This is a genomic window from Bradyrhizobium sp. STM 3566 (assembly GCF_045571445.1).
GTDB lineage: Bacteria > Pseudomonadota > Alphaproteobacteria > Rhizobiales > Xanthobacteraceae > Bradyrhizobium > Bradyrhizobium vignae.
On sequence record NZ_CP120692.1, the window covers coordinates 1,769,778 to 1,788,668 of the forward strand.

Here is an 18,891-nt window from a genome sequence, read left to right on the forward strand (position 1 = left end):
GTCGTCGCCGGCTTAGTGCGCTCTAACTCAGCACGTCGGGCGTGGTGGAGTCAAAGAGGGGCGGACGCTCCGCGACCGGTGCGCGGGGGGTGCGCCGCTTTGCCGCGATGCCGTCAGGCGCTCGTGGTGCACGTTCCCGGCCCTCTGCATCCGTTTCCCGATTGAGATCGATTGGAGAAGGGTTGCCCGCGATGGCCGGCCAATATGGATTTTCATTTCATTGATTTCGCGGCGCAGAAAAGAGAATACGGTTCCAATCGTTACCGCCGACTCCATGGAGACCAAGATGTCGTTTCGCCTTCCCCTGATTCTCTCCGCCGTGCTGGCCGTGTGGTCGGCCGTGGCTTCAGCCGAGACCATCAAGATTGGCGTGACGCCGGGACCGCATGCGCAGATCCTCGAAGCCGTGAAGCCGATCGCCGCCAAGCAGGGGCTCGACATCCAACTGCTCGAGTTCTCGGATTACGTGGTGCCGAACGCCGCGCTCGATGCCGGGGAGATCCAGGCCAATTCGTTCCAGAACCAGCCTTACCTGGACAATCAGAAGGCCGACCGCGGTTACAAGATCGAGTCGGTCGGCCTGACCGTGAACTTCCCGATCGGCGTCTATTCGAAGAAGCACAAGGCCTTCGCCGATATCCCCGAGGGAGGCAAGGTCTCGATCCCGAACGATCCGACCAATGGCGGCCGCGTGCTGCTGCTGCTCCGCGACAAGGGCGTGATCAAGCTGAAGGACGGTGTCGGCTTCAAGCCGACGGTGCTCGACATCACCGAGAACCCTAAGAAGCTGAAGTTCATCGAGGTCGATGCGGCGCAGGCCCCGCGCGCGCTCGACGACGTCGACGCAGCCGCGATCAACACCAACTATGCAACCCAGGCGGGCCTCGATCCTGTGAAGGACCCGATCCTGCGCGAGGATCCGAAGGGGCCCTACGTCAACCTGATCGCGGTGCGCACCGTCGACAAGGACAAGCCCTGGGTCAAGATCCTCGTCGACAGCTATCACACGCCCGAGGTCAAGGAATTCGTCCTGACCAAGTTCAAGGGCGCGGTGCTGCCGAGCTGGTAGGCAGACTGCCCGCGTAAAGTCCATGTAAAGGGCGATCCGGCGCACAGCCTTGCGTATGAGCCTTGCGCAATGCCCGCTTGTCTGGAGCCGCGGCAACCGACATCATCGGGGCCCATCCTCGCCCGACAGGGGTCTTATGAAACGCTTTGCAAACCTGAAACGCCTGGGCTTCTTCACGCGGCTGCTCGACGAGGCTCCGGCCGCCGAGCGATATCGCTTCGCGGCCGAGCAGATCGTCCGTGCCGAACGGGCGGGCCTCGATTCCGCGTGGATCGCGCAGCATCATTTCCACGAGCGCGAGGGCGGCCTGCCGTCGCCCTTCACCTTCCTGGGTTACGTCGCAGCGCAAACCTCGCGCATCCGTCTCGGCACCGGCATCGTCACGCTGCCGCTGGAGAATGCGGTGAGGGTGGCGGAGGACGCCGCGGTGCTCGATCTCCTCTGCAATGGCCGGTTTGAGCTCGGCGTCGGCACCGGCGGCAACCCGTCCGCCTTCGCCGCCTTCGGCCTCGACAGCGCCCAGCGCAACGAGATCTTTGCGCGCAATCTGGACATCGTCCGCAAGGCGCTGACCGGCAAGCCGCTCGACGGCGGCGACACGCTCTATCCGCAGCGGCCGCAACTGGACAAGCGGATCTGGCAGGCGACGTTCTCCGTCGCCGGCGGCGCCAGGGCCGGCAAGGCCGGCGATGGTCTCTTGTTGTCGCGCACCCAGCCGCGGGCCAAGGAGGCGCCGAAGGCCACGCTCGCCGAGATCCAGAATCCGATCATCGACGCCTATCTCGCAGCGCTGCCGCCGGGCTGCGAACCGCGCATCATGGCTTCGCGCAGCGTCTTCGTCGCCGACGATCATCGCGAGGCGATGCGCCTTGCCGATATCGGACTGCGCCGCGCCCTGCCGCAATTCATGAAGGGTGGTCACCTTCCGCCGGGCGAGACGCTGGAGGAGATGATCACCGCGTTCGACACTCATGTCGGCGCCGCCGACGAGGTGATCGCCTCGCTCCGCACCGACGCCACGCTGGAGCGGGTGACCGATCTCGTCTTCCAGGTGCATTCGGTCGACGCGCCGCATCCTTATGTCCTGCGCTCGATCGAGCTGGTCGCGGAGAAGGTGGCGCCGGCGCTGGGCTGGATCAGGACGGCGGCACCCGATGTGGCGCTGGCGGGCTAGCCGCGACTTTACGGAATTGGATGAGGCTGAATGATGAGAACGAAAGACATCATCGACATGCTTGCCGGGATCGAGCCAGGATCGGCTCTCGACGCCATCCGCGCGCGTCGCCTGCAGGCGCGCGAGAACGCGCAGAAGAGCTATCTCTCGCTGTTCGAGCCGATCGACGCCAGTGATTTCTCGCTTGCCGAACGCGCCGCAGTCGCGGCCTTCGTGACCGGGCTCCATGGCGAGTCCCCCGTCGCCGCCTTCTATCGCGAGAAGCTTGCCGCGAGCGCGGATGGCGCGGCGCTGGTCGAGCCGATCAGGTCCGAGATCGCGCGCGGCAAGACGTCGGGTCCCTATGGCGCTTTTCCGGCCGGCCCGCTGTCGGTGGAGGACAAGGCTGGTTTGATCTATCGCGTCAGTGCGGAGCGCAAGTCCGAGCTCGGCGCCCGGCTTGTCGCGGCGCTGGAGCATGCGCATCTTCTGGTCTTCCGTCCGCGCGATGCCGCATCCGCCGACATGAAGACGCTGCTGGCCGCCGGCTGGTCGACCACCGGCATCGTCACGTTTTCCCAGCTCGTCGCGTTCCTGTCGTTCCAGGTCCGCGTCGTCAGCGGCTTGCGCACGCTCGCAGCGGCAAGCGCGTAGGAGGTTGCATCATGAGCACCGTCAATCCGCCCGTCGTCTTCACCCAGGACGAGCTCGGCTGGGTTTCGTGGATCGACCCGCTGCCCGAGGCCGAGCTGACCGAACGACATTTCGCCGGCCTCGTCGACCGCGCCCGCGCCAAGTCCGAATATTTCCGCCTGCTGGTGCGCGACCCTGAAGTCCTGGAAGTCCGCACCAAGACCGACAAGGACATCTTCTACAACGTCGCCGACGGCCTGCCGCGCGCCGAGCGCGAGCTCGCGGCGGCTGCGACGTCGCGCTACAACGGCTGCATTTATTGCGCCTCCGTGCATGCGCGGTTTGCCAGCACCTATTCCAAGCGCCGCGACGACGTGCAGCGTCTGCTCGATGAAGGCGTTGGTGCGGATCTCGGCGAGCGCTGGAATGCGGTGGTCAAGGCCTCGGTGGCGCTGGCCGAGACGCCGATCGCGTTCGGTCCTGACAACATCGCGGAGCTGCGCCGCGCCGGCCTCGACGATGCCGAGATCGTCGACGTCATCAACGGCGCCTCGTTCTTCAACTGGGCGAACCGGCTGATGCTGTCGCTCGGCGAGCCCTCGAAATAGGCAATCTCACCGGCACGAGAATTGCTGCTTGTTTCAACAATGAATGGATGGAGCCGTGCATGAGCAACATCGATCGCCGTACCCTGGTCAGGGGCTCTCTCGCCGCCGTGGTGGCGGGAGCAGCCTTCTCGCGCGCCGCGCTCGCGCAATCCTCCGAACCGATCCTGCTCGGCGTCAGCGGCCCCCTCACAGGACCGAACGCGCAATATGGCGCGCAGTGGAAGCAGGGCTTTGATCTCGCGCTGGACGAGATCCACGCCGCCGGCGGCATCAACGGCCGCAAGCTCGCCTATCAATTCGAGGACAGCCAGAGCGATCCGCGCCAGTCGGTGGCGATCGCCCAGAAGTTCGTGTCCGATCCGCGCATCGTCATGGAGCTTGGCGACTTCTCCAGTCCCGCCTCGATGGCGGCATCCCCAATCTATCAGCGCGGCGGACTCGTGCAGTTCGGCTTCACCAATTCGCACCCCGATTTCACCAAGGGCGGCGACTTCATGTGGAGTACGTCCGTGAGCCAGGCCGACGAGCAGCCGTTGCTCGCGGCCTATGCCGTCAAGCGTCTTGGTCTCAAGAAGCTCGCGGTGCTGCACCTCAACACCGATTGGGGCCGCACCAGCCGCGATTATTTCGTCAAGGCCGCGAAGGAATACGGCGCCGAGATCGCGGTGACCGAGGGCTACATCGCCGAGGAACGCGACTTCCGCTCGACCCTGGTGCGCGTGCGCGACGCCAACCCGGACGGGCTGATCCTGATCTCCTATTATTCCGACGGCGCGCTGATCGCGCGCCAGGCCCGTCAGGTCGGCCTGAAGCAGACGATCTGCGCGGCAAGCTCGGTCTATTCGCCGAAATTCCTGGAGCTCGGCGGCGAGGCGGTCGAGGACGTCCATCTCGGCACACGCTACTTCCCGGAAGATCCGCGGTCCGAGGTGAAGAAGTTCATTGCGGGCTTCAAAGCCAAGTACAATGGACAAGAGCCCGACGCCTTCAACGCCTATTCCTATGATGCCATGAACATGGCCGCCGCCGTCCTCAAGATCGGCGGCACCGATCGCCGCGCCATCCGCGATGCCTTCGCGAAAGTGAAGGACGTCTCCAGCGTCATCTTCGGTTCGGCAACGTTCGACGTCGAGAGCCGCCGCGTCAAGGGCGCGATGAACGCCGAGCTCGTCGTGCGCAAGGGCCAGTTCGCGCTCTGGGACGGCAAGCCGACCTGACCTGATGGCCGGAGCGCGCCGCTCCGGCCGCCTTCCTTTCTACGCGGGGATCAACGTTTGTCTTCCTGGCTCGACTACACGATCAACGGGCTGATCGTCGGCAATGTCTACGCCCTCGTTGCAGTGGGGCTCGCGCTGATCTTCGGCGTCAGCCGGCTGATCAACTTCGCGCAAGGCTCGATCTATCTGGTCGGCGCGTATATCGGCTGGGTCGCGGTGGTGCAGTTGCATACGCCGCTGCCGCTCACCATCATCGTGGTGGCGGCGACTGCCGCGGTGGTCGGCCTGATCATCGAACGGTTCGGCCTCCGTCCGCTGCAGAACTCCGTGCGCATCGCGCCGCTGCTCGCGACCATCGGCATCAGCTTCGTGCTCGACCAGCTGGTGATGCTGACCTTCTCGCCCAATCCGCGCGCGCTGCCGAGCCAGCTGCCGGACGTGCGCTTCCAGCTCGGCGGCGGCACGATCGGACCGCTTGATCTGCTCATCGCCGGCGTCGGCATCAGCAGCGCGCTGCTGCTGTTCGTGTTCCTGCGCTACAGCAAGCTCGGCTGGGCGGTGCGCGCCGCCTCGCAGGACCGCGACGCGGCGATGCAAATGGGCGTCGACGTCAACCGCGTCAATCAGGCGGTGTTCGGCATCGCCGCTGCGCTCGGCGGCGTCTCCGGCATGCTGGTCGGCATGTACTACAACCAGATCGACACCGCGATGAGCCTGCAGGCGACGCTGAAGGGCGTCGTTGCCGAAGTCGTCGGTGGCGCCGGCAACGTGCCGGGTGCGGTGATCGGCAGCCTGCTGCTGGGATTGGTCGAGAGCTACGGCGTTGCCGTGTTCGGCACCAGCTACCGCAACCTGTTCGCCTTCCTGCTGCTGGTCGTCGTGCTGGTGCTGCGCCCGAACGGCCTGTTCGCCAGCGCGCGGCAGGCGCCGCCGGAGCCGCTCACCGGCACCTTCATCGCCCCGAGCCGCCCGGTGCGCATTCCACGTTGGGTCCTGGCTGTTGCTGCTGCCGGCTTTGCCGTCCTGCCGCTCTTCCCGGTATCCTTCTACGTGCTCCAGACGCTGATCAACGCCTGGCTGCTCGGCATGCTCGCGCTCAGCCTCACGCTGGTCGCGGGCACGATGGGGCAGGTCTCGCTCGGACACGCCGCGCTGCTGGCGATCGGCGCCTATACGTCGGCGTTGCTGTCGTTGACCCTCAACGTTCCGGTCGGCCTCGCGGTCATCGGCGGCGGCCTCGTGAGCGCTGCGCTCGGCACGCTCTTGATCTCGCCGTCCTTCCGCCTGCGCGGGCATTATGTGTCGATCGCGACGCTCGCCATCGGCGAGATCGTGTCGCTGGTGATCCTGAACTGGGAGAGCGTGACACGCGGTCCGATCGGCATCTCCGGCATCCCGCCGCTGTCGCTGTTCGGCTACGACCTGATCAGCCCGTCCTCAGTCTACTGGTTCAGCCTTGCGGTGATGGTCGTGCTGGCCCTGCTGCAAGGGCGGCTGCTCACTTCGCATCTCGGCCGCAGCTTCCGTGCCATCCGCGACGACGACATTGCCGCGCGCGCCTATGGCCTCAGCCTGAACCGCTATAAATCGCTGGCCTTCATCTTCGGCGGTTTCGCCGCCGGCGTCAGCGGCGGCATCGCCGCGCATCTCTATTCCTACATCAACCACGAGACCTTCAACACGCAGCAGTCCATCCTGGCGCTGACGGTCGTCATCCTCGGCGGCCTCGGCAACGTGGTCGGCGCGATTGTTGGATCGGTGGCGCTGGTCGGCTTGCCCGAGGTGTTCCGGATCGCGGCGGAGTATCGCATCCTGATCTACGGCATCGTGCTGCTCTTGCTGGTGCGATTCAGGCCGCAGGGCCTGTTGGGGACGATCTGATGTCGGAGCAGCACAATCCCATGCTGTCCCTGCGCGGGCTGACGCGCCGCTTCGGCGGCCTCACCGCGGTCAATGCGATCGATCTCGACCTCGCCAAAGGCGAGCTCATCAGCATCATCGGCCCGAACGGCGCCGGCAAGACGACGCTGTTCAACCTCGTGACCGGTCTCGATCGGCCGGATGAAGGCGCAGTACGCTTCGAAGGCCAGGATATCACCGGTCTCTCGCCGGAACGGCTTGCGGCCGAAGGCATCGCGCGGACCTTCCAGCTCGGCCGCGTATTCGGCAATCTCAGCGTGATGGACAATGTCCTGATCGGCGCGCATACGCGGCTGCGTGCCGTGAAGCCGGCCGTGCCGGTGATCGGCCCGCTGCTCGAACTCGGCCTGGCGCTGCTGCGCCCGGCCGGCGTGAAGGCCGAGGAGGAGCGGTTGCGCGAGGAAGTGAAAGCCATTCTCGCCCGCTTCGGCGAACGGCTGCTGCCGCGCATCGACCAGCCGGCCTATAGCCTGTCCTACGCCAACCGCCGCCGCGTCGAGATCGCCCGGGCGCTGGCGCTGAAGCCGCGCCTGTTGCTGCTGGACGAGCCGACCGCCGGCATGAACCCGACCGAAACCGCGGAGATGCAGGCGCTCGTCGCCGAGCTCAAGACCGAAGGGCTGACCATCCTGCTGATCGAGCACAAGCTGGAGATGGTGATGCGCCTGTCCGACCGCGTCATCGTCATGGACGAGGGCAAGAAGATCGCGGAAGGGCCGGGCGAGGTGGTGCGGAGCGATCCCAAGGTGATCGAGGCCTATCTCGGCCACGGCCTGTCGGGCGCGGCGGAGCAGGAGAGCGCGGCATGACGACGAGCGCACCCGAACCGCTGCTGGCGCTGTCGGGCGTCAACACCTTCTACGGCCAGGCCCAGGTGCATTTCGACCTGTCGATCACGGTCGCGCGCGGCCACATCGTCTGCCTGCTCGGCGGCAATGCCAGCGGCAAGTCGACGACGATGAAGATCATTCTGGGTCTGGTGAAGCCGCGTTCGGGCGAGGTGAGCTTCGACGGCGCTTCGCTGGTCGGCCTTTCCACGCCGCAGATCGTCCGCCGCGGCATCGCCTCGGTGCCGGAGGCGCGGCGGCTGTTCGCGGACATGAGCGTGCGCGAAAACATTTTGATGGGCGCCTTCGTGCGCAACGACCGCGACGCGGTGGCGCAGGATCTCGACAGGATGCTGACGCTGTTTCCGAAGCTCGGCCAGCGGCTGTCGCAGCGCGCCGGCTCCTTGTCCGGCGGCGAGCAGCAGATGGTCGCCATGGCGCGCGCGTTGATGAGCCGTCCCAGGATGATCGTGATGGACGAGCCGACCATGGGCCTGTCGCCGCTCTATGTCGACCGCGTGCTGGAGCTGATCCGCACCATCAACCAGGAAGGCGTCTCGGTGTTCATGGTCGAGCAGAACGCCAGTCTCGCGCTGGAGATCGCACACGAGGCCTATGTGCTGCAGACCGGCAAGATCGTGCTGTCAGGCCCGGCGCGCGCGCTGAAGGACGATCCCCGGGTGCGCGACGCCTATCTCGGCGGCTCCGAGGCGGCCTGACGCAATGTGCTGACCTCTCCACGTCATGGCAGGACATAGCCGTCCGAAGGACGGCGTCGCTTGCGCTCGCCTATGACCCGGCCATCCACGTCTTGCCTCCCGGCACGAACAACGTGGATGCCCGGGACAAGCCCGGGCATGACGACCTCCATCTCATATCAGGCCGACGCCGCGCTCGCGACCTGGTCCACCGGCAGATCATCGCCATTGGGATCGCCCGGCGCCGTGGCCCAGGCCAGCTCCACCAGCGTGACGATCCGGCGGCCGGCGCCGTCGAGCTGGACGACGATCAGGCCCTGCTCCTCCATGTAGCCGAGCAGCCGCTGCGCGCGGCGCAGCGAGTGCGAGCCGTAGGCGCGCGCGATCGCGGCATCGCCGGGGCACGGCCAGCCTTCCTTGGCCGCGCGCGCGATCATCATGAACACGCCCTGCATGTCGTCGGGCAGGATCGAGGCGCGGAGCGACACCTCCTGCCAGGCGTCGTCTTCAGCGAGATCGGTCCCGAGCCCGGCGCGCGCATGCGTCAGCATGCGGCGGAATTCGTTGAGATCAGGCACCGCCGCGCCGAGCCCCTCGATGCGGCAGCGGACCACGAATTCTTGATAGAGCACGCCGATGGCGCGGAAGCCGGCGTCGGGCTCGGCCAGCACGGCGCGCAACGTGCGGTCGACACGCTCGCGCCGCTCCGCGAGCTCTTCGGCGCTGACCGGCACCTCGGCCAGCTCGGGCCGGATCTCCGGCGCGGCGGCGGCTTTCGCCGCGCGAAGCTGCTCCAGCAGATCCGGCGCGGGCCAGCGCTGCGGCCGGCTGGCATCGGGCGGCGGCGCCGCCAGGATCACGGCGCGCGCATCTTCCAGCGTCGCTTCCGGCAGCGGCATCAGCCGAGGAGTCGAATTGCGCGGGGAGGTCTCGGTCGAGCCGATATTCAGACGCAGCGGCCGGCGCGACAGCGCCGGTCCCAGCGCCATGAATTGCCCGCGCTCGAGATCGCGAAAGGCCTCGGCCTGCCGCCGCTCCATGCCGAGCAGATCGGCGGCGCGCGCCATGTCGATGTCGAGGAAGGTGCGGCCCATCAGGAAGTTCGAGGCTTCCGCCGCGACGTTCTTGGCGAGCTTGGCGAGGCGCTGGGTCGCGATGATGCCGGCAAGCCCGCGCTTGCGGCCGCGGCACATCAGGTTGGTCATGGCGCCGAGCGAGAGTTTTCGCGCCTCGTCCGAGACTTCACCGGCGACCGCCGGTGCGAACAGCTGCGCCTCGTCCACCACCACCAGCATCGGGTACCAATGGTCGCGATCGACATCGAACATTCCGCCGAGGAACGCCGCGGCGCGCCGCATCTGGTTCTCGGCATCCAGCCCCTCGAGATTGAGCACGGTGGAGACGCGATGCAGCCGCGCGCGCTCGCCGGCAACCTGAAGGCCGCGCTCGGTGTGATCCTCGGCGTCGATCACGAGATGGCCGAAGCGCTCGGCCAGCGTGACGAAATCGCCTTCGGGATCGATGATGGCCTGCTGCACCCAGGGCGCGCTCTGCTCCAGCAGCCGCCGCAACAGATGCGACTTGCCGGAGCCCGAATTGCCCTGCACCAGGAGGCGGGTCGCCAGCAGTTCCTCGAGGTCCATGGCGGCCGCGGCGCCTGCCGTGGTCTGCCCCATCTCGATTGCAACCGTCATGTCCCCGACTCAAGTCCCCGTCATTCGCGGACAGGGACTTATCAACCCGACCGAGGCGCGTCGAGCGCCAGCGCGCGAATCAGGCCGTGTTGCCCACGGCGGAGTTCAGGCGTGATGCGACAACCGTAGAAGCGCGGGCCGATAGGGCGGTTGCGGATCGTCGTCCTCGTTCTCAGGGATGGCGCAGGATCCGAATTCCTGCCTGATCCGTTCGATCTCGGCGATGCGCTCGTGCAGCCGTCGCAAATGCTCGGGCGACTTCGCCCGCCAGAACCGGAAAGTGTCAGCCGTGAGCGGCAGGAACGCGGTGCCGAACGGCGTCGGCTCGGGAATGACGGTGCGTCCAAGCAGCAGGAAGCGCTCAGTGCCGGAGACGACGAGGGTGGCATAGCCCCGGTTTCCGATCCGCCTGATGCCGTTCAGCGACCATTCGGCGAGCTTGCTGAAATACGGCTCTTCGCGCCAGCGGTCCGGGCAATCGTCGTCGACGGTGACATTGACGGCGTCCTGGCTGAAATGCACCACGAGGCCGGCTTTCTCGGGAAACCAGTCGTCATCGAGATGGCCCTGCAGCCAGGCGCAGGCGAACGATCGGCACATCTGCGGGCGGCGGTCGTAAATGGTGCATCCGGTCCCTTGCTGCCAATGCCGGCAGAGCTGGTTCACCGGCTTGTCGACGGCGGCCACTTCGAGGATATCGCAGCAGGCGTTGCATGAGCCGCACTGCCGGGCGGGAGGCGCCGCCTTCGGCAGACCGGTCGCGCGAAAGCCCTGGCCGTCACGGACCAGCAGCTTCTGCTTCTCCAGCGCGGTCAACGCACGTTCGATCTTGAGACGGGATAGTCCGGTGGCGTCGATCACGGCCTTCATCGTCGTCGCGCCTGCCTCCACCGCGCGGACGATGCTCAGCATCGCCTGATCCATTGTTGTTGTTCTTTCAGCCGTGCATTGCGATCGCGCCGGAAAGCAGACCGGCAAACAGGTCGTAGACACCTGAGTTAGGAAGATATGTTGCTCATCTCTCTGCCGGCAAGAAGCTGGACCGGTCCTGCGCGCATGCAACGTTTGCGCGAATGAAGGGTCTGCACGTAAGGCGGAGCCTTTCGCGTCGAATCGGCCTGCTTTGCCCGCGAAGCGCGGGATATGACGGGCGGCATGCCGTCGTCTCACGCAGTCGTGATACCTGCGGTTCGCGCGTGAGCGCGACCCGATCACGTGGCTTGAGAACTATCGGTGAGTTTGCGCCACACCGGGAACAATCACGGACGCCGGCTCGGACATCGCAACTTGGTCACGCGCACCGGGGCGGTCACGCTGTCGCGGCGACCAGCCTGGCCCGGCTTCAATGATTTCCGAGCGCGTGGCGCGAAGTCACTGCGCGCCGGATCCGCCCTGCACGATCTTCTCGTTCAGCTTCTGGTCCACGGTGTCGACGGTGCGGTCGATCTCGGCGTTGGGCACGCCGAGCTGATGCGAGATCAGCTTCACCAGAAGGTCGACGCGCTCGATGAAGGGCGCGCCGCTCGCGACCGCGCGCGCGGCCGAGGACGGCTTGAGCAGGCTCTCGGCGGCCTTGGCATATTTCGCGAATGGCACCTGGTCCTGCGGATCGGCGCCGAGGCGGCGGGCGATCGCGTCGACATGGTCGTAGATCGTCTGCGAGCGCTTGAGATCGCCATGCACTGCGTCGCGGATCGACTGCGGCTCATTGGGCGTGATGCACCGGTAATTGCCGGTGAGCAGCATCGACCATTTCGCCAGCGGCACGAACAATGAGTCGAACACTTTCAGCTTCACCGGCACGTCATGGCCGTCGAGCGTCACCGCGTCGATATCGGATTCGAGCTCGCGCAGCAGCTTGTTGTGCTTCTCGTCGGCAAAGACCGATGCCTTGAAATTCGTCGGCAGGCCGACATGAAGCACGTTGGCGGCCTCTTCCGGCGGCCGGAAGGCCTGCGGGTCGGGCGAGCACAGCGTCACCAGTCCCGGCTCGAACCGCTCCCACACCTGCGCGTTGGTGTAGGCTTCCTCGAGCTCCATGTCCGCGAGCGCAGGAATCCGCTTCAGATAGGGCAGCGGCGGCATGTTCATGATCGACAGGCACGGCAGTTTCGCCGCGGCGATCTTGACCATGAGAACGCGCACCGTGTGGTTGGTGTATTGCGGCTCCTGCATCGCAAGGCCCACCAGATCGTAACGGGAGAGGTCGACATTGGCCGGCGTCACCGCATCGAGCTTGCCGGGCAGGTCGCGCGAGAAGATGGCCCGATGCACCGCCTCGTCGCGCAACTTGATGCGCACCTCGGTACCGTCCCGATTGATCAGCTCCGCGGTCTTGGCGCGGCAGACCAGGGTCACATTATGACCCGCCATCAGCAGCTTCGTGCCCAGCAGCGAGCCGTACGAAGCTCCAAGAATCAAAATGTTACGCGCCATGTTTCGTCCCTCAGAGCGGTCATGTGATTTTGGGCCTCGGTCCTGGTCCGAGGGCGGGTTGGCCGCATGTAAAGCGAAGTGCGCGAGACTGGCAACTGGGATAATGCATACAAGGCGGTGATATTCCCGCTTCGTTCGCATTTCGACGAGGAGCTCAACAAGGATCGTGCCGCGGCAAGCTCGCAAAAGTCAGGACGGCAAGCACGGCGCTTCGGTCACGATGCCGAGAATCTCGGTTCGAATAATTCGGCAAAATCGTATCGCCCTTCCGGCTCGCTGGAGAGGCAAACAGCTGGAGCTGCGCGTCGCGGTGGTTTGCGACGATCAGATGACGATCCGCCGGATCTGCGGCTGAAATCGCGATTGCCTCCTCTGTCATCAAGCCCCCTCTATATTTTAGGCGCCCGTCACAACAAAAAACTACAAACCGGGGACCGCGAAAATGGCAGAATGGCGCGGGGCGCAGACCAAGTGTCAGCAAGGGAGCTGAGCTGTGACGACTGAGTTGAGCCGGCGGGGACGTCGTATCGGGACCGGCTCGTTTGAACGATGGAGCGCCGGCAACTTCGCTGCGCGAAGCGACGGCGGAGCGATCGTCAGGATGAATCGTATCGCGCGAAAGGCGCAAGCGGGCGCACGCGGTGCGGAGATTGCGCTGCGTTCTCGCCATCCATGTCCGGGCAGCCGCTGACGGCGCCGTTCGGGGGGTGACATGGAAGGTGATCATTGGCCTCACGGCTCGCGCGACGGTGCCGGTCGCAATCTGACGGGCTTGCGCAATCGCGTGTCCGAATTCTTCGAAAGCCTCACCAGTGCAGAGCTCGCGCGTGAGACGCACAGACATCTGTGGGTCGCGGACTGGCTGCGGGTTGCAGACGACTACCGGTTGTTCGCCGAGTCCGCGCGCAGAGATGGTTCGTCGGAAGCGGGGCTGTGTTCGCTCACGGCCCTCGAAGTCGCGCGAAGCTTGTCCTGTCCGGAGGACCCGGCGCTGGCTGGCCTCGCCGGCAAGGTCGGAGCCAACCTGAAAGCTTTCATGGACGGGTTCGGTCCGGCGATCGAGCGCGTCGAGATCGATGGCCTCGATCGGGGCCCGCTGTCCGGTTTCTTCGTGCCGGCGTCGCGTGGCGGACCTTGCGCGCCCGCAATCATCTGCATCGGTGACGAGGACATCACGCTGGACTCGATGATGAGCCGGCTGTTGCCGGCCACACGCGGCGGGACCACGTCACTCCTCTTCCTCGCTGCCGGCGCCTCACCCGGTCGCCGCGGCGTGGAGCCGGAGCAAATGCTTCAGTGCTGGCTGGACTATCTGGAAGCGCGTCAGGATGTCGACGCGCAGCAGATCGCGGTCTATGGCGAAGGGACGGGCGCCAGTCGTGCCTCCCGCCTCGCCGTTTCGGACTGCCGGATAGCCGCCGCCGTGTGCGACGCGGGACTGTTGACCTCGGTCGCGCGTCGCGCATCGGTGCATTGGATGACCGGCGTCGATGATAGAGCCTCGAATGGCGAGTTGCCGCCGTCGCATCGGATCGCTTGCCCGCTTCTCATGGTGGTTGGCAGCCGCTCGATGCTGCGGGAGCGAGAGGCTCTCGAGTTACAGGCCACCTATTGGCGGGCCGGAGCCGATTGCTCGGTCGTCGTGCCGAACCGCATTCCGCACCCGCTGGGTGAGGTCGAGAATTTCATCGCCGCCGACAATTTCATTGTCCAATGGCTCGACAGCAAGTTTGGAGCGGCTCGTCAATTCGATCCCGTGACTTACCTCTAACGCGTCACGTGGACCTGTGAAGCGCCGGGGCCAGGCCGATCATGAAGTCTCGATCGCCAGCAATCGTGCCGCCAGCCGGGCGTTCTTGGCGATCGTCGCGAGCGTGGCGTTCAACTCGGCCAAGGTCGTTTCGTCGAGTTCATTGAACATGGTCGAGTTAAGGGCGAGCTTTCGCTTGGCCAGCTTTTCGATCTCCGTGGTCGCCTTTGCGGTGAGCGACATCAGAACGAAGCGGGCATCGTCCGGGGCGGCTCGTCGCGACAGAAATCCGCGCTTTTCGAGCGTCTTGGTTTGGTTGGTGACGAACGCGGGGTGGACCCGCAACTTATTCGCGATGTCGATGCCGGCGACGCCTCGCCCCTCATCGAGTTCGGTGATGGCCATCAGGATCAGCCATTGCGGCTGGGTGATGCCCAGCAGTCCGGCCCAGCTGGTGTGGATGTCCTCCAGCTGGGAGTGGATTTCGACGACGTTCCAAATGAAGTCCGTAATCGCCCTGTTGAGCTTCTTCTCGAGCACCCTGGCTTCCCTCGTTCTATTCCTTTGATCCCTTTTTCCGGATAGTAACGGGATATTGAGCAGGCGTCTCGCCTGTCGCGCACGAAGATGGCGTAGATGTTGCAGCCCGGAAGCGAGCGACAATTCAGTGCTTGCAAAAATCAATTGATTAAATTACGTCTCAGCCACTCTCTCTTTGGCTCTTGACCTTGTCACGGCCGGCGACGTGAGACCTCCAAAAAAAGCCCTCGGGATGCCCCCTGAGGGTTTTTTCATTTATTTATGGCCTCGCAAGGACTGCTCTGTTGCCTTTGGGCCACATCCGCGCCGGAAACAACGATTTACCAAATCAACAAATTGAGGCGATTGTTTTTATAAACTATACGAAAGGAACGACGGAGGGGGGGCACCTCGCTGTCGTTTCAGTCCGGACCTTCAGTGCGGACCTGAATTGAACGGAAATCAAACTGGGTGAAGCGGCGTCCTCCGAGGAGCCGAGCCCCATGAAGCGACCTGGAGGTTTACGAATGAAGTTAACGAAGACGCTGTTTCTCGGCTCGGCAGCCGGCCTGATGGCCGTCTCCGGGGCGTTCGCAGCCGATCTGCCGGTGAAGGCCAAGGCGGTCGAATACGTCAAGATCTGCTCGCTGTACGGCGCCGGTTTCTACTACATCCCGGGCACCGACACCTGCATCAAGCTGGGCGGCTATCTGCGCGCCGACGCGAACTTGAACACCAACTCGGACTTCAACCCGAACCAGAGCGGTGTTGCCGGCGCCCGCAACCGCCTCGCCAACTACTACACCTTCCGTGCTCGTGAAGACCTCAACATCGACACGCGCACCGCGACCGAGTACGGCGTGGTCCGCACCTATTTCGATGCGGTCTTCACCTGGACGACCGGCAACTATTCCGGCACCGGTTCTGCGACGGGCGGCACCGCCTACAGCAGCACGCTGGCGCTCAACACCTCGGGTGCGACCCCGGCGCTGGTCGGTTCGTCGATCAACCCGACCGACGGCGGTACCTCGGGCGGTGCGCTCGGCGTGTATTATGCCTTCATCCAGTTCGCCGGCTTCACCATGGGTAAGGCCGTGTCGCAGTTCGATGCGCCCTGGACCAACTATCCGGGCAACATCACTGACAATCTCGTCGGCGGCAGTGGCACGGTCACTGGTGTCAACCAGTTCACCTATACCGCTGACTTCGGTCAGGGCGTGACGGCGTCGTTCTCGGCGGAAGACGCGACGGCATATTATCAGGCCGGCAACCTCAACATGTCCGGCGCCAGCGTGGGTGGCATGATCGGTGGTTCGTACGGCACCAACGCCATCGGCGGCTCCCGTTCGCCGAACCTCGTTGGTCAGGTGCGTGTCGACCAGGCTTGGGGTCTCTTCCAGGCGTCGGTCGCTGCGCATGACAACCACGTTGCCTACTACGGCGCGAACGAGCTGACTGGCCACCCCGACGACAAGTGGGGTTGGGCGGTTCAGCTCGCTCTGTCGATCAAGAACATCCCGACCGGCGCGGGTGACACGATCAACATCCAGGGCGTCTACACCGACGGTGCGACCCGCTACAACTTCCAGAACCTGTCGGGCAGCACGTATTCGCTGTTCGGCGGCTCGGGCCTTGCGGGTGCCTATGGCAGCATCGGCTTCGCCAATGCTCCTGACACGGTGTACATCACCGGCTCGCAGCAGGAGACGGTCAAGACCTGGGGCTTCCGTGGCGCTTACACCCACAACTGGAATCCCAACTGGAACTCCGCGCTCTACGGTGCCTACGCTCAGGCCCAGTTCGGCACGCTTGCCAAGACCACGCTCTGCGGCGCTAGCGGTGCAGGCGGCGTGTTCGGCGGCCTCGCCGGTGTCACGGGCTGTAACCCTGACTTCGCGATCGGCCAGCTCGGTATCGTCACCCGCTGGACCCCGGTCAAGAACCTGACGTTCTCGGCCGACCTCTCCTGGACGCACCTCGACCAGAAGTATTCGGGTACGGTTGCCATCAGCCCGTCCGCCACGACCGCCAAGCCGCCTGCGGTTTACGAGCTGAAGGACCAGGACTCGATCGCCATGATCCTGCGCGCCCAGCGCAACTGGTAAGATCTTTCCAACCAGTGGAACGAACACCCGGCGGGAAACCGCCGGGTGTTTTTTTGTGTGCATTCTGCGTGACATCCGATGCCCCTCGTACGGACGGAGCGGAAGCGTAATCCGGGGCGCTGTAGAATGAGCGGTGCGATGCCGGACAACACTCGATCCGGGCTACGGCGCCCGACGGGCAAAACACCTGGATGTTTCCACAGGCGGCGTTGTCAATCCGTCCCCGCCAAAATATTCGACTTTACAGAAATTCGGATTTGTCGTATGTGTCGCCCATCCCGGCTCAGTCTTGAGGGGCGATCTTGTGTCGTCACGTGTCGCGAGTCGGGTTGCGGTGGACGCGGCAGCGTCGGCACGAAGGGTGCGGGCAGGGCGGGTAGTCCCTGTGAGCTCGCAGCCGCGTGCGGACGAGCGGCGCTGAAAGGTTCGTCTCGCCAGCATTTTTCCCGTGACGTCGACAGCGCGGGAAAACCCTGCGCGAACATGCGAGCCGCGCGTACGGCAAAACCGTGTGGTCCTGGCCGTCGTTGCTACGGTCAAGCCCTTCGAAGATGCGCGCGAGCCCGACCGGGCGGACGGCATCGTCAATTCGCGGGGTGAGGGAGGCCAGAAGGAACTCGGCTCCCGGGAGACCGCGGCATAAGCCGTCCGACCACTGCGCAGGGAAGGCCGTGTGTACGGCTTCACCTGTATGCCGCTGTGCAATTCCTTTTGCGCTACACGCGCACAGCGGACCGTGGGTGCCAGCCGGCACCCGGCCTTCCCCATAGGCGTTAAGTTTGTTCTTGAGTGTTGGAATCACACGTGATTCCAAGGCGGGATGGCAGACGAATCGCTTCTGAACGAGGACTGGACGAGAGTGGTTACGCAGCTCGGCGGGGCTGCGCAGCTTGAAATAAGTGCGCGCCAGACGAAGGCTTTCGTGCGGCGGCGCCAAATTCCAGATGCGGTGGCGTTACTTCGGCTGATGCTGGCCTATTGTCTGGGTGAAAGAGGGTTGAGATCGACAGCCGCGTGGGCCGCTTCTGTTGGCCTTGCCGACCTCAGCAGCGTGGCGTTGTTCTATCGCCTGCGTCAATGTGGCGATTGGTTTGCAGTGCTGGTGGAGGGCTTGCTCGCTGCGGCAGCCCCGAAAGCGAGCCGAGGCCGCCTGATCCGCATTATCGATGCGACGACAGTGCCTCAGGCAGGACCGGCTGCGCGCAGGAACAGTGAGCTTTGGCGCGTTCATAGTGCATTCGATCTGCCATATGAGCGCTTTGGTCACTTCGAGCTGACAGATCAGCAAGAAGGCGAAACGTTTGACCGGATACCGGTGGTCAAGAACGAGATCCGCATTGCTGACCGCGCTTATCTACAACCTGACCGCATCGCCGCTGTGCGCGACGCCGGGGCAGACGTTTTGATCCGAGCGGGCTGGAAGAACGCACGTTGGCTTGATGCCAAAGGCCTTGCGTTCGATCTGATGGCCCAATTGCGTGCGGCGAAGGCGCACGGACTGATCGATCGGAGGATTTGGATCAAACGCAAGGACGGTGCGCCTCTGGCTATGCGTCTGGTCGCAGTCAAGAAGCCCGCCGGTGCAGTCGCGGCTTCGCGCCGTAAAGCCCGGCGCGACGCACAAGACGAAAACCGCGTCATCTCCAAAGAAACTCTGGAAGCCGCGGATTGGGTCATTCTGGTCACGTCGCTCGCGCGGGACGAGTTCTCCACCAAGGATGTACTCGCGCTCTATCGACTGCGATGGCGCATCGAACTTGGCTTCAAGCGACTGAAGAGTCTGATTGGTCTCAAGACGCCACCTGGAACCGATCCGCGCTCCGCCAAGCCCTACTTGCTGGCACACCTCTTGATCATCCTGCTGCTCGAGCCGCTTGCCCGCGACTTCGAGGACTCTCCCCGCTGGACGCAGGCCGCCTGACGGCACCTGGCGCTTGGCGTGTTTTGCAACAACTCGTTGCATCCTTGCTACAAGCGATCATTCCACAACCAACCATCCGTTGCTTTCGCCGCAGAAAGCGAGCGCTTGGGCGGCACCTGCGCGAGCCTCCTCGAAAACGTCCGTATCAATCGATGCTCGCGCTACCTTAACGCCTATGCGGCCTTCCCTGCGCCCTTGTGTCCCCGAAATCTGCCAGAATGTGGCAACGGGCGGTTGGATCAGAACCGCCCGTTGCCGGAACTGAGCCCGTTGCGCCCAAAGGCGACAGAGCCTGCTAAAGAGCAAGGGACAGCTCCGGTGTCTTCCTGAACCCGAACAGT

The 18,891-nt window shown here is 64.6% G+C and carries 16 protein-coding genes; 12 read left to right on the forward strand and 4 right to left on the reverse strand.

Going from position 1 to position 18,891, the window contains the following annotated elements; genetic code table 11:
• The first annotated feature begins 274 nt into the window (after nucleotides 1–274).
• The 8 genes from P6U27_RS08480 (at nucleotide 275) to P6U27_RS08515 (ending at nucleotide 8,146) form a co-directional block, all read left to right on the forward strand.
• A complete protein-coding gene (locus P6U27_RS08480; RefSeq protein ID WP_122401781.1) occupies nucleotides 275–1,069 on the forward strand; it encodes a MetQ/NlpA family ABC transporter substrate-binding protein in 795 nt (264 codons plus the stop codon).
• A gap of 136 nt (nucleotides 1,070–1,205) precedes the next feature.
• Nucleotides 1,206–2,243, forward strand: coding sequence for a putative FMN-dependent luciferase-like monooxygenase (locus tag P6U27_RS08485; protein WP_129146094.1), 1,038 nt, complete (start codon nucleotides 1,206–1,208; stop codon nucleotides 2,241–2,243).
• Nucleotides 2,244–2,276: 33 nt separating this feature from the next.
• Complete coding sequence (locus P6U27_RS08490; RefSeq protein WP_164937246.1) at nucleotides 2,277–2,876, forward strand: CMD domain protein; 600 nt, start codon at nucleotides 2,277–2,279, stop codon at nucleotides 2,874–2,876.
• 11 nt (nucleotides 2,877–2,887) lie between these two features.
• Nucleotides 2,888–3,463 carry an alkylhydroperoxidase domain protein gene (locus tag P6U27_RS08495; RefSeq protein WP_407193852.1) on the forward strand — a complete coding sequence of 192 codons (576 nt, stop codon included), beginning with the start codon at nucleotides 2,888–2,890 and terminating at the stop codon, nucleotides 3,461–3,463.
• A gap of 59 nt (nucleotides 3,464–3,522) precedes the next feature.
• On the forward strand, nucleotides 3,523–4,680 hold the full coding sequence (locus P6U27_RS08500) for an ABC transporter substrate-binding protein (RefSeq protein WP_122406483.1): 1,158 nt from the start codon (nucleotides 3,523–3,525) through the stop codon (nucleotides 4,678–4,680).
• Nucleotides 4,681–4,737: 57 nt separating this feature from the next.
• Nucleotides 4,738–6,561, forward strand: a complete 1,824-nt coding sequence (locus P6U27_RS08505) for an ABC transporter permease (RefSeq protein ID WP_122401785.1) — start codon at nucleotides 4,738–4,740, stop codon at nucleotides 6,559–6,561.
• The gene (locus tag P6U27_RS08510; protein ID WP_162500152.1) at nucleotides 6,561–7,409 is read left to right on the forward strand and encodes an ABC transporter ATP-binding protein; all 849 of its coding nucleotides are present in this window, start codon (nucleotides 6,561–6,563) and stop codon (nucleotides 7,407–7,409) included. The genes P6U27_RS08505 and P6U27_RS08510 overlap by 1 nt, the downstream gene beginning before the upstream one ends.
• Nucleotides 7,406–8,146 (forward strand): ABC transporter ATP-binding protein, encoded by a 741-nt coding sequence (locus P6U27_RS08515; RefSeq protein WP_122401787.1) that lies wholly within the window; start codon nucleotides 7,406–7,408, stop codon nucleotides 8,144–8,146. The genes P6U27_RS08510 and P6U27_RS08515 overlap by 4 nt, the downstream gene beginning before the upstream one ends.
• Nucleotides 8,147–8,304: 158 nt before the next feature.
• Here P6U27_RS08515 and P6U27_RS08520 read toward each other — a convergent pair whose 3' ends face one another.
• From P6U27_RS08520 to P6U27_RS08530, 3 genes are all read right to left on the reverse strand, one after another.
• Nucleotides 8,305–9,819, reverse strand: coding sequence for an ATP-binding protein (locus P6U27_RS08520; protein WP_122401788.1), 1,515 nt, complete (start codon nucleotides 9,817–9,819; stop codon nucleotides 8,305–8,307).
• Nucleotides 9,820–9,924: 105 nt separating this feature from the next.
• Nucleotides 9,925–10,731 (reverse strand): YkgJ family cysteine cluster protein, encoded by an 807-nt coding sequence (locus P6U27_RS08525; protein WP_376707304.1) that lies wholly within the window; start codon nucleotides 10,729–10,731, stop codon nucleotides 9,925–9,927.
• Between the two features lie 459 nt (nucleotides 10,732–11,190).
• On the reverse strand, nucleotides 11,191–12,255 hold the full coding sequence (locus tag P6U27_RS08530; RefSeq protein ID WP_122401790.1) for a ketopantoate reductase family protein: 1,065 nt from the start codon (nucleotides 12,253–12,255) through the stop codon (nucleotides 11,191–11,193).
• Nucleotides 12,256–12,333: 78 nt separating this feature from the next.
• On the opposite strand from P6U27_RS08530, the gene P6U27_RS08535 reads away from it, so the two are divergent.
• Complete coding sequence (locus tag P6U27_RS08535) at nucleotides 12,334–12,759, forward strand: hypothetical protein (protein ID WP_129146097.1); 426 nt, start codon at nucleotides 12,334–12,336, stop codon at nucleotides 12,757–12,759.
• 208 nt (nucleotides 12,760–12,967) lie between these two features.
• Complete coding sequence (locus P6U27_RS08540; protein WP_407193853.1) at nucleotides 12,968–14,026, forward strand: alpha/beta hydrolase; 1,059 nt, start codon at nucleotides 12,968–12,970, stop codon at nucleotides 14,024–14,026.
• 39 nt (nucleotides 14,027–14,065) lie between these two features.
• On the opposite strand, the gene P6U27_RS08545 is transcribed toward P6U27_RS08540, so the two are convergent.
• Nucleotides 14,066–14,545, reverse strand: coding sequence for a MarR family winged helix-turn-helix transcriptional regulator (locus P6U27_RS08545; RefSeq protein WP_122401792.1), 480 nt, complete (start codon nucleotides 14,543–14,545; stop codon nucleotides 14,066–14,068).
• Between the two features lie 506 nt (nucleotides 14,546–15,051).
• Between P6U27_RS08545 and P6U27_RS08550 the strand changes: the two genes are divergently transcribed.
• Nucleotides 15,052–16,629 (forward strand): porin, encoded by a 1,578-nt coding sequence (locus P6U27_RS08550; protein WP_122401793.1) that lies wholly within the window; start codon nucleotides 15,052–15,054, stop codon nucleotides 16,627–16,629.
• 820 nt (nucleotides 16,630–17,449) lie between these two features.
• Nucleotides 17,450–18,550, forward strand: coding sequence for an IS4 family transposase (locus P6U27_RS08555; RefSeq protein WP_122404748.1), 1,101 nt, complete (start codon nucleotides 17,450–17,452; stop codon nucleotides 18,548–18,550).
• Nucleotides 18,551–18,891 lie beyond the last annotated feature (341 nt).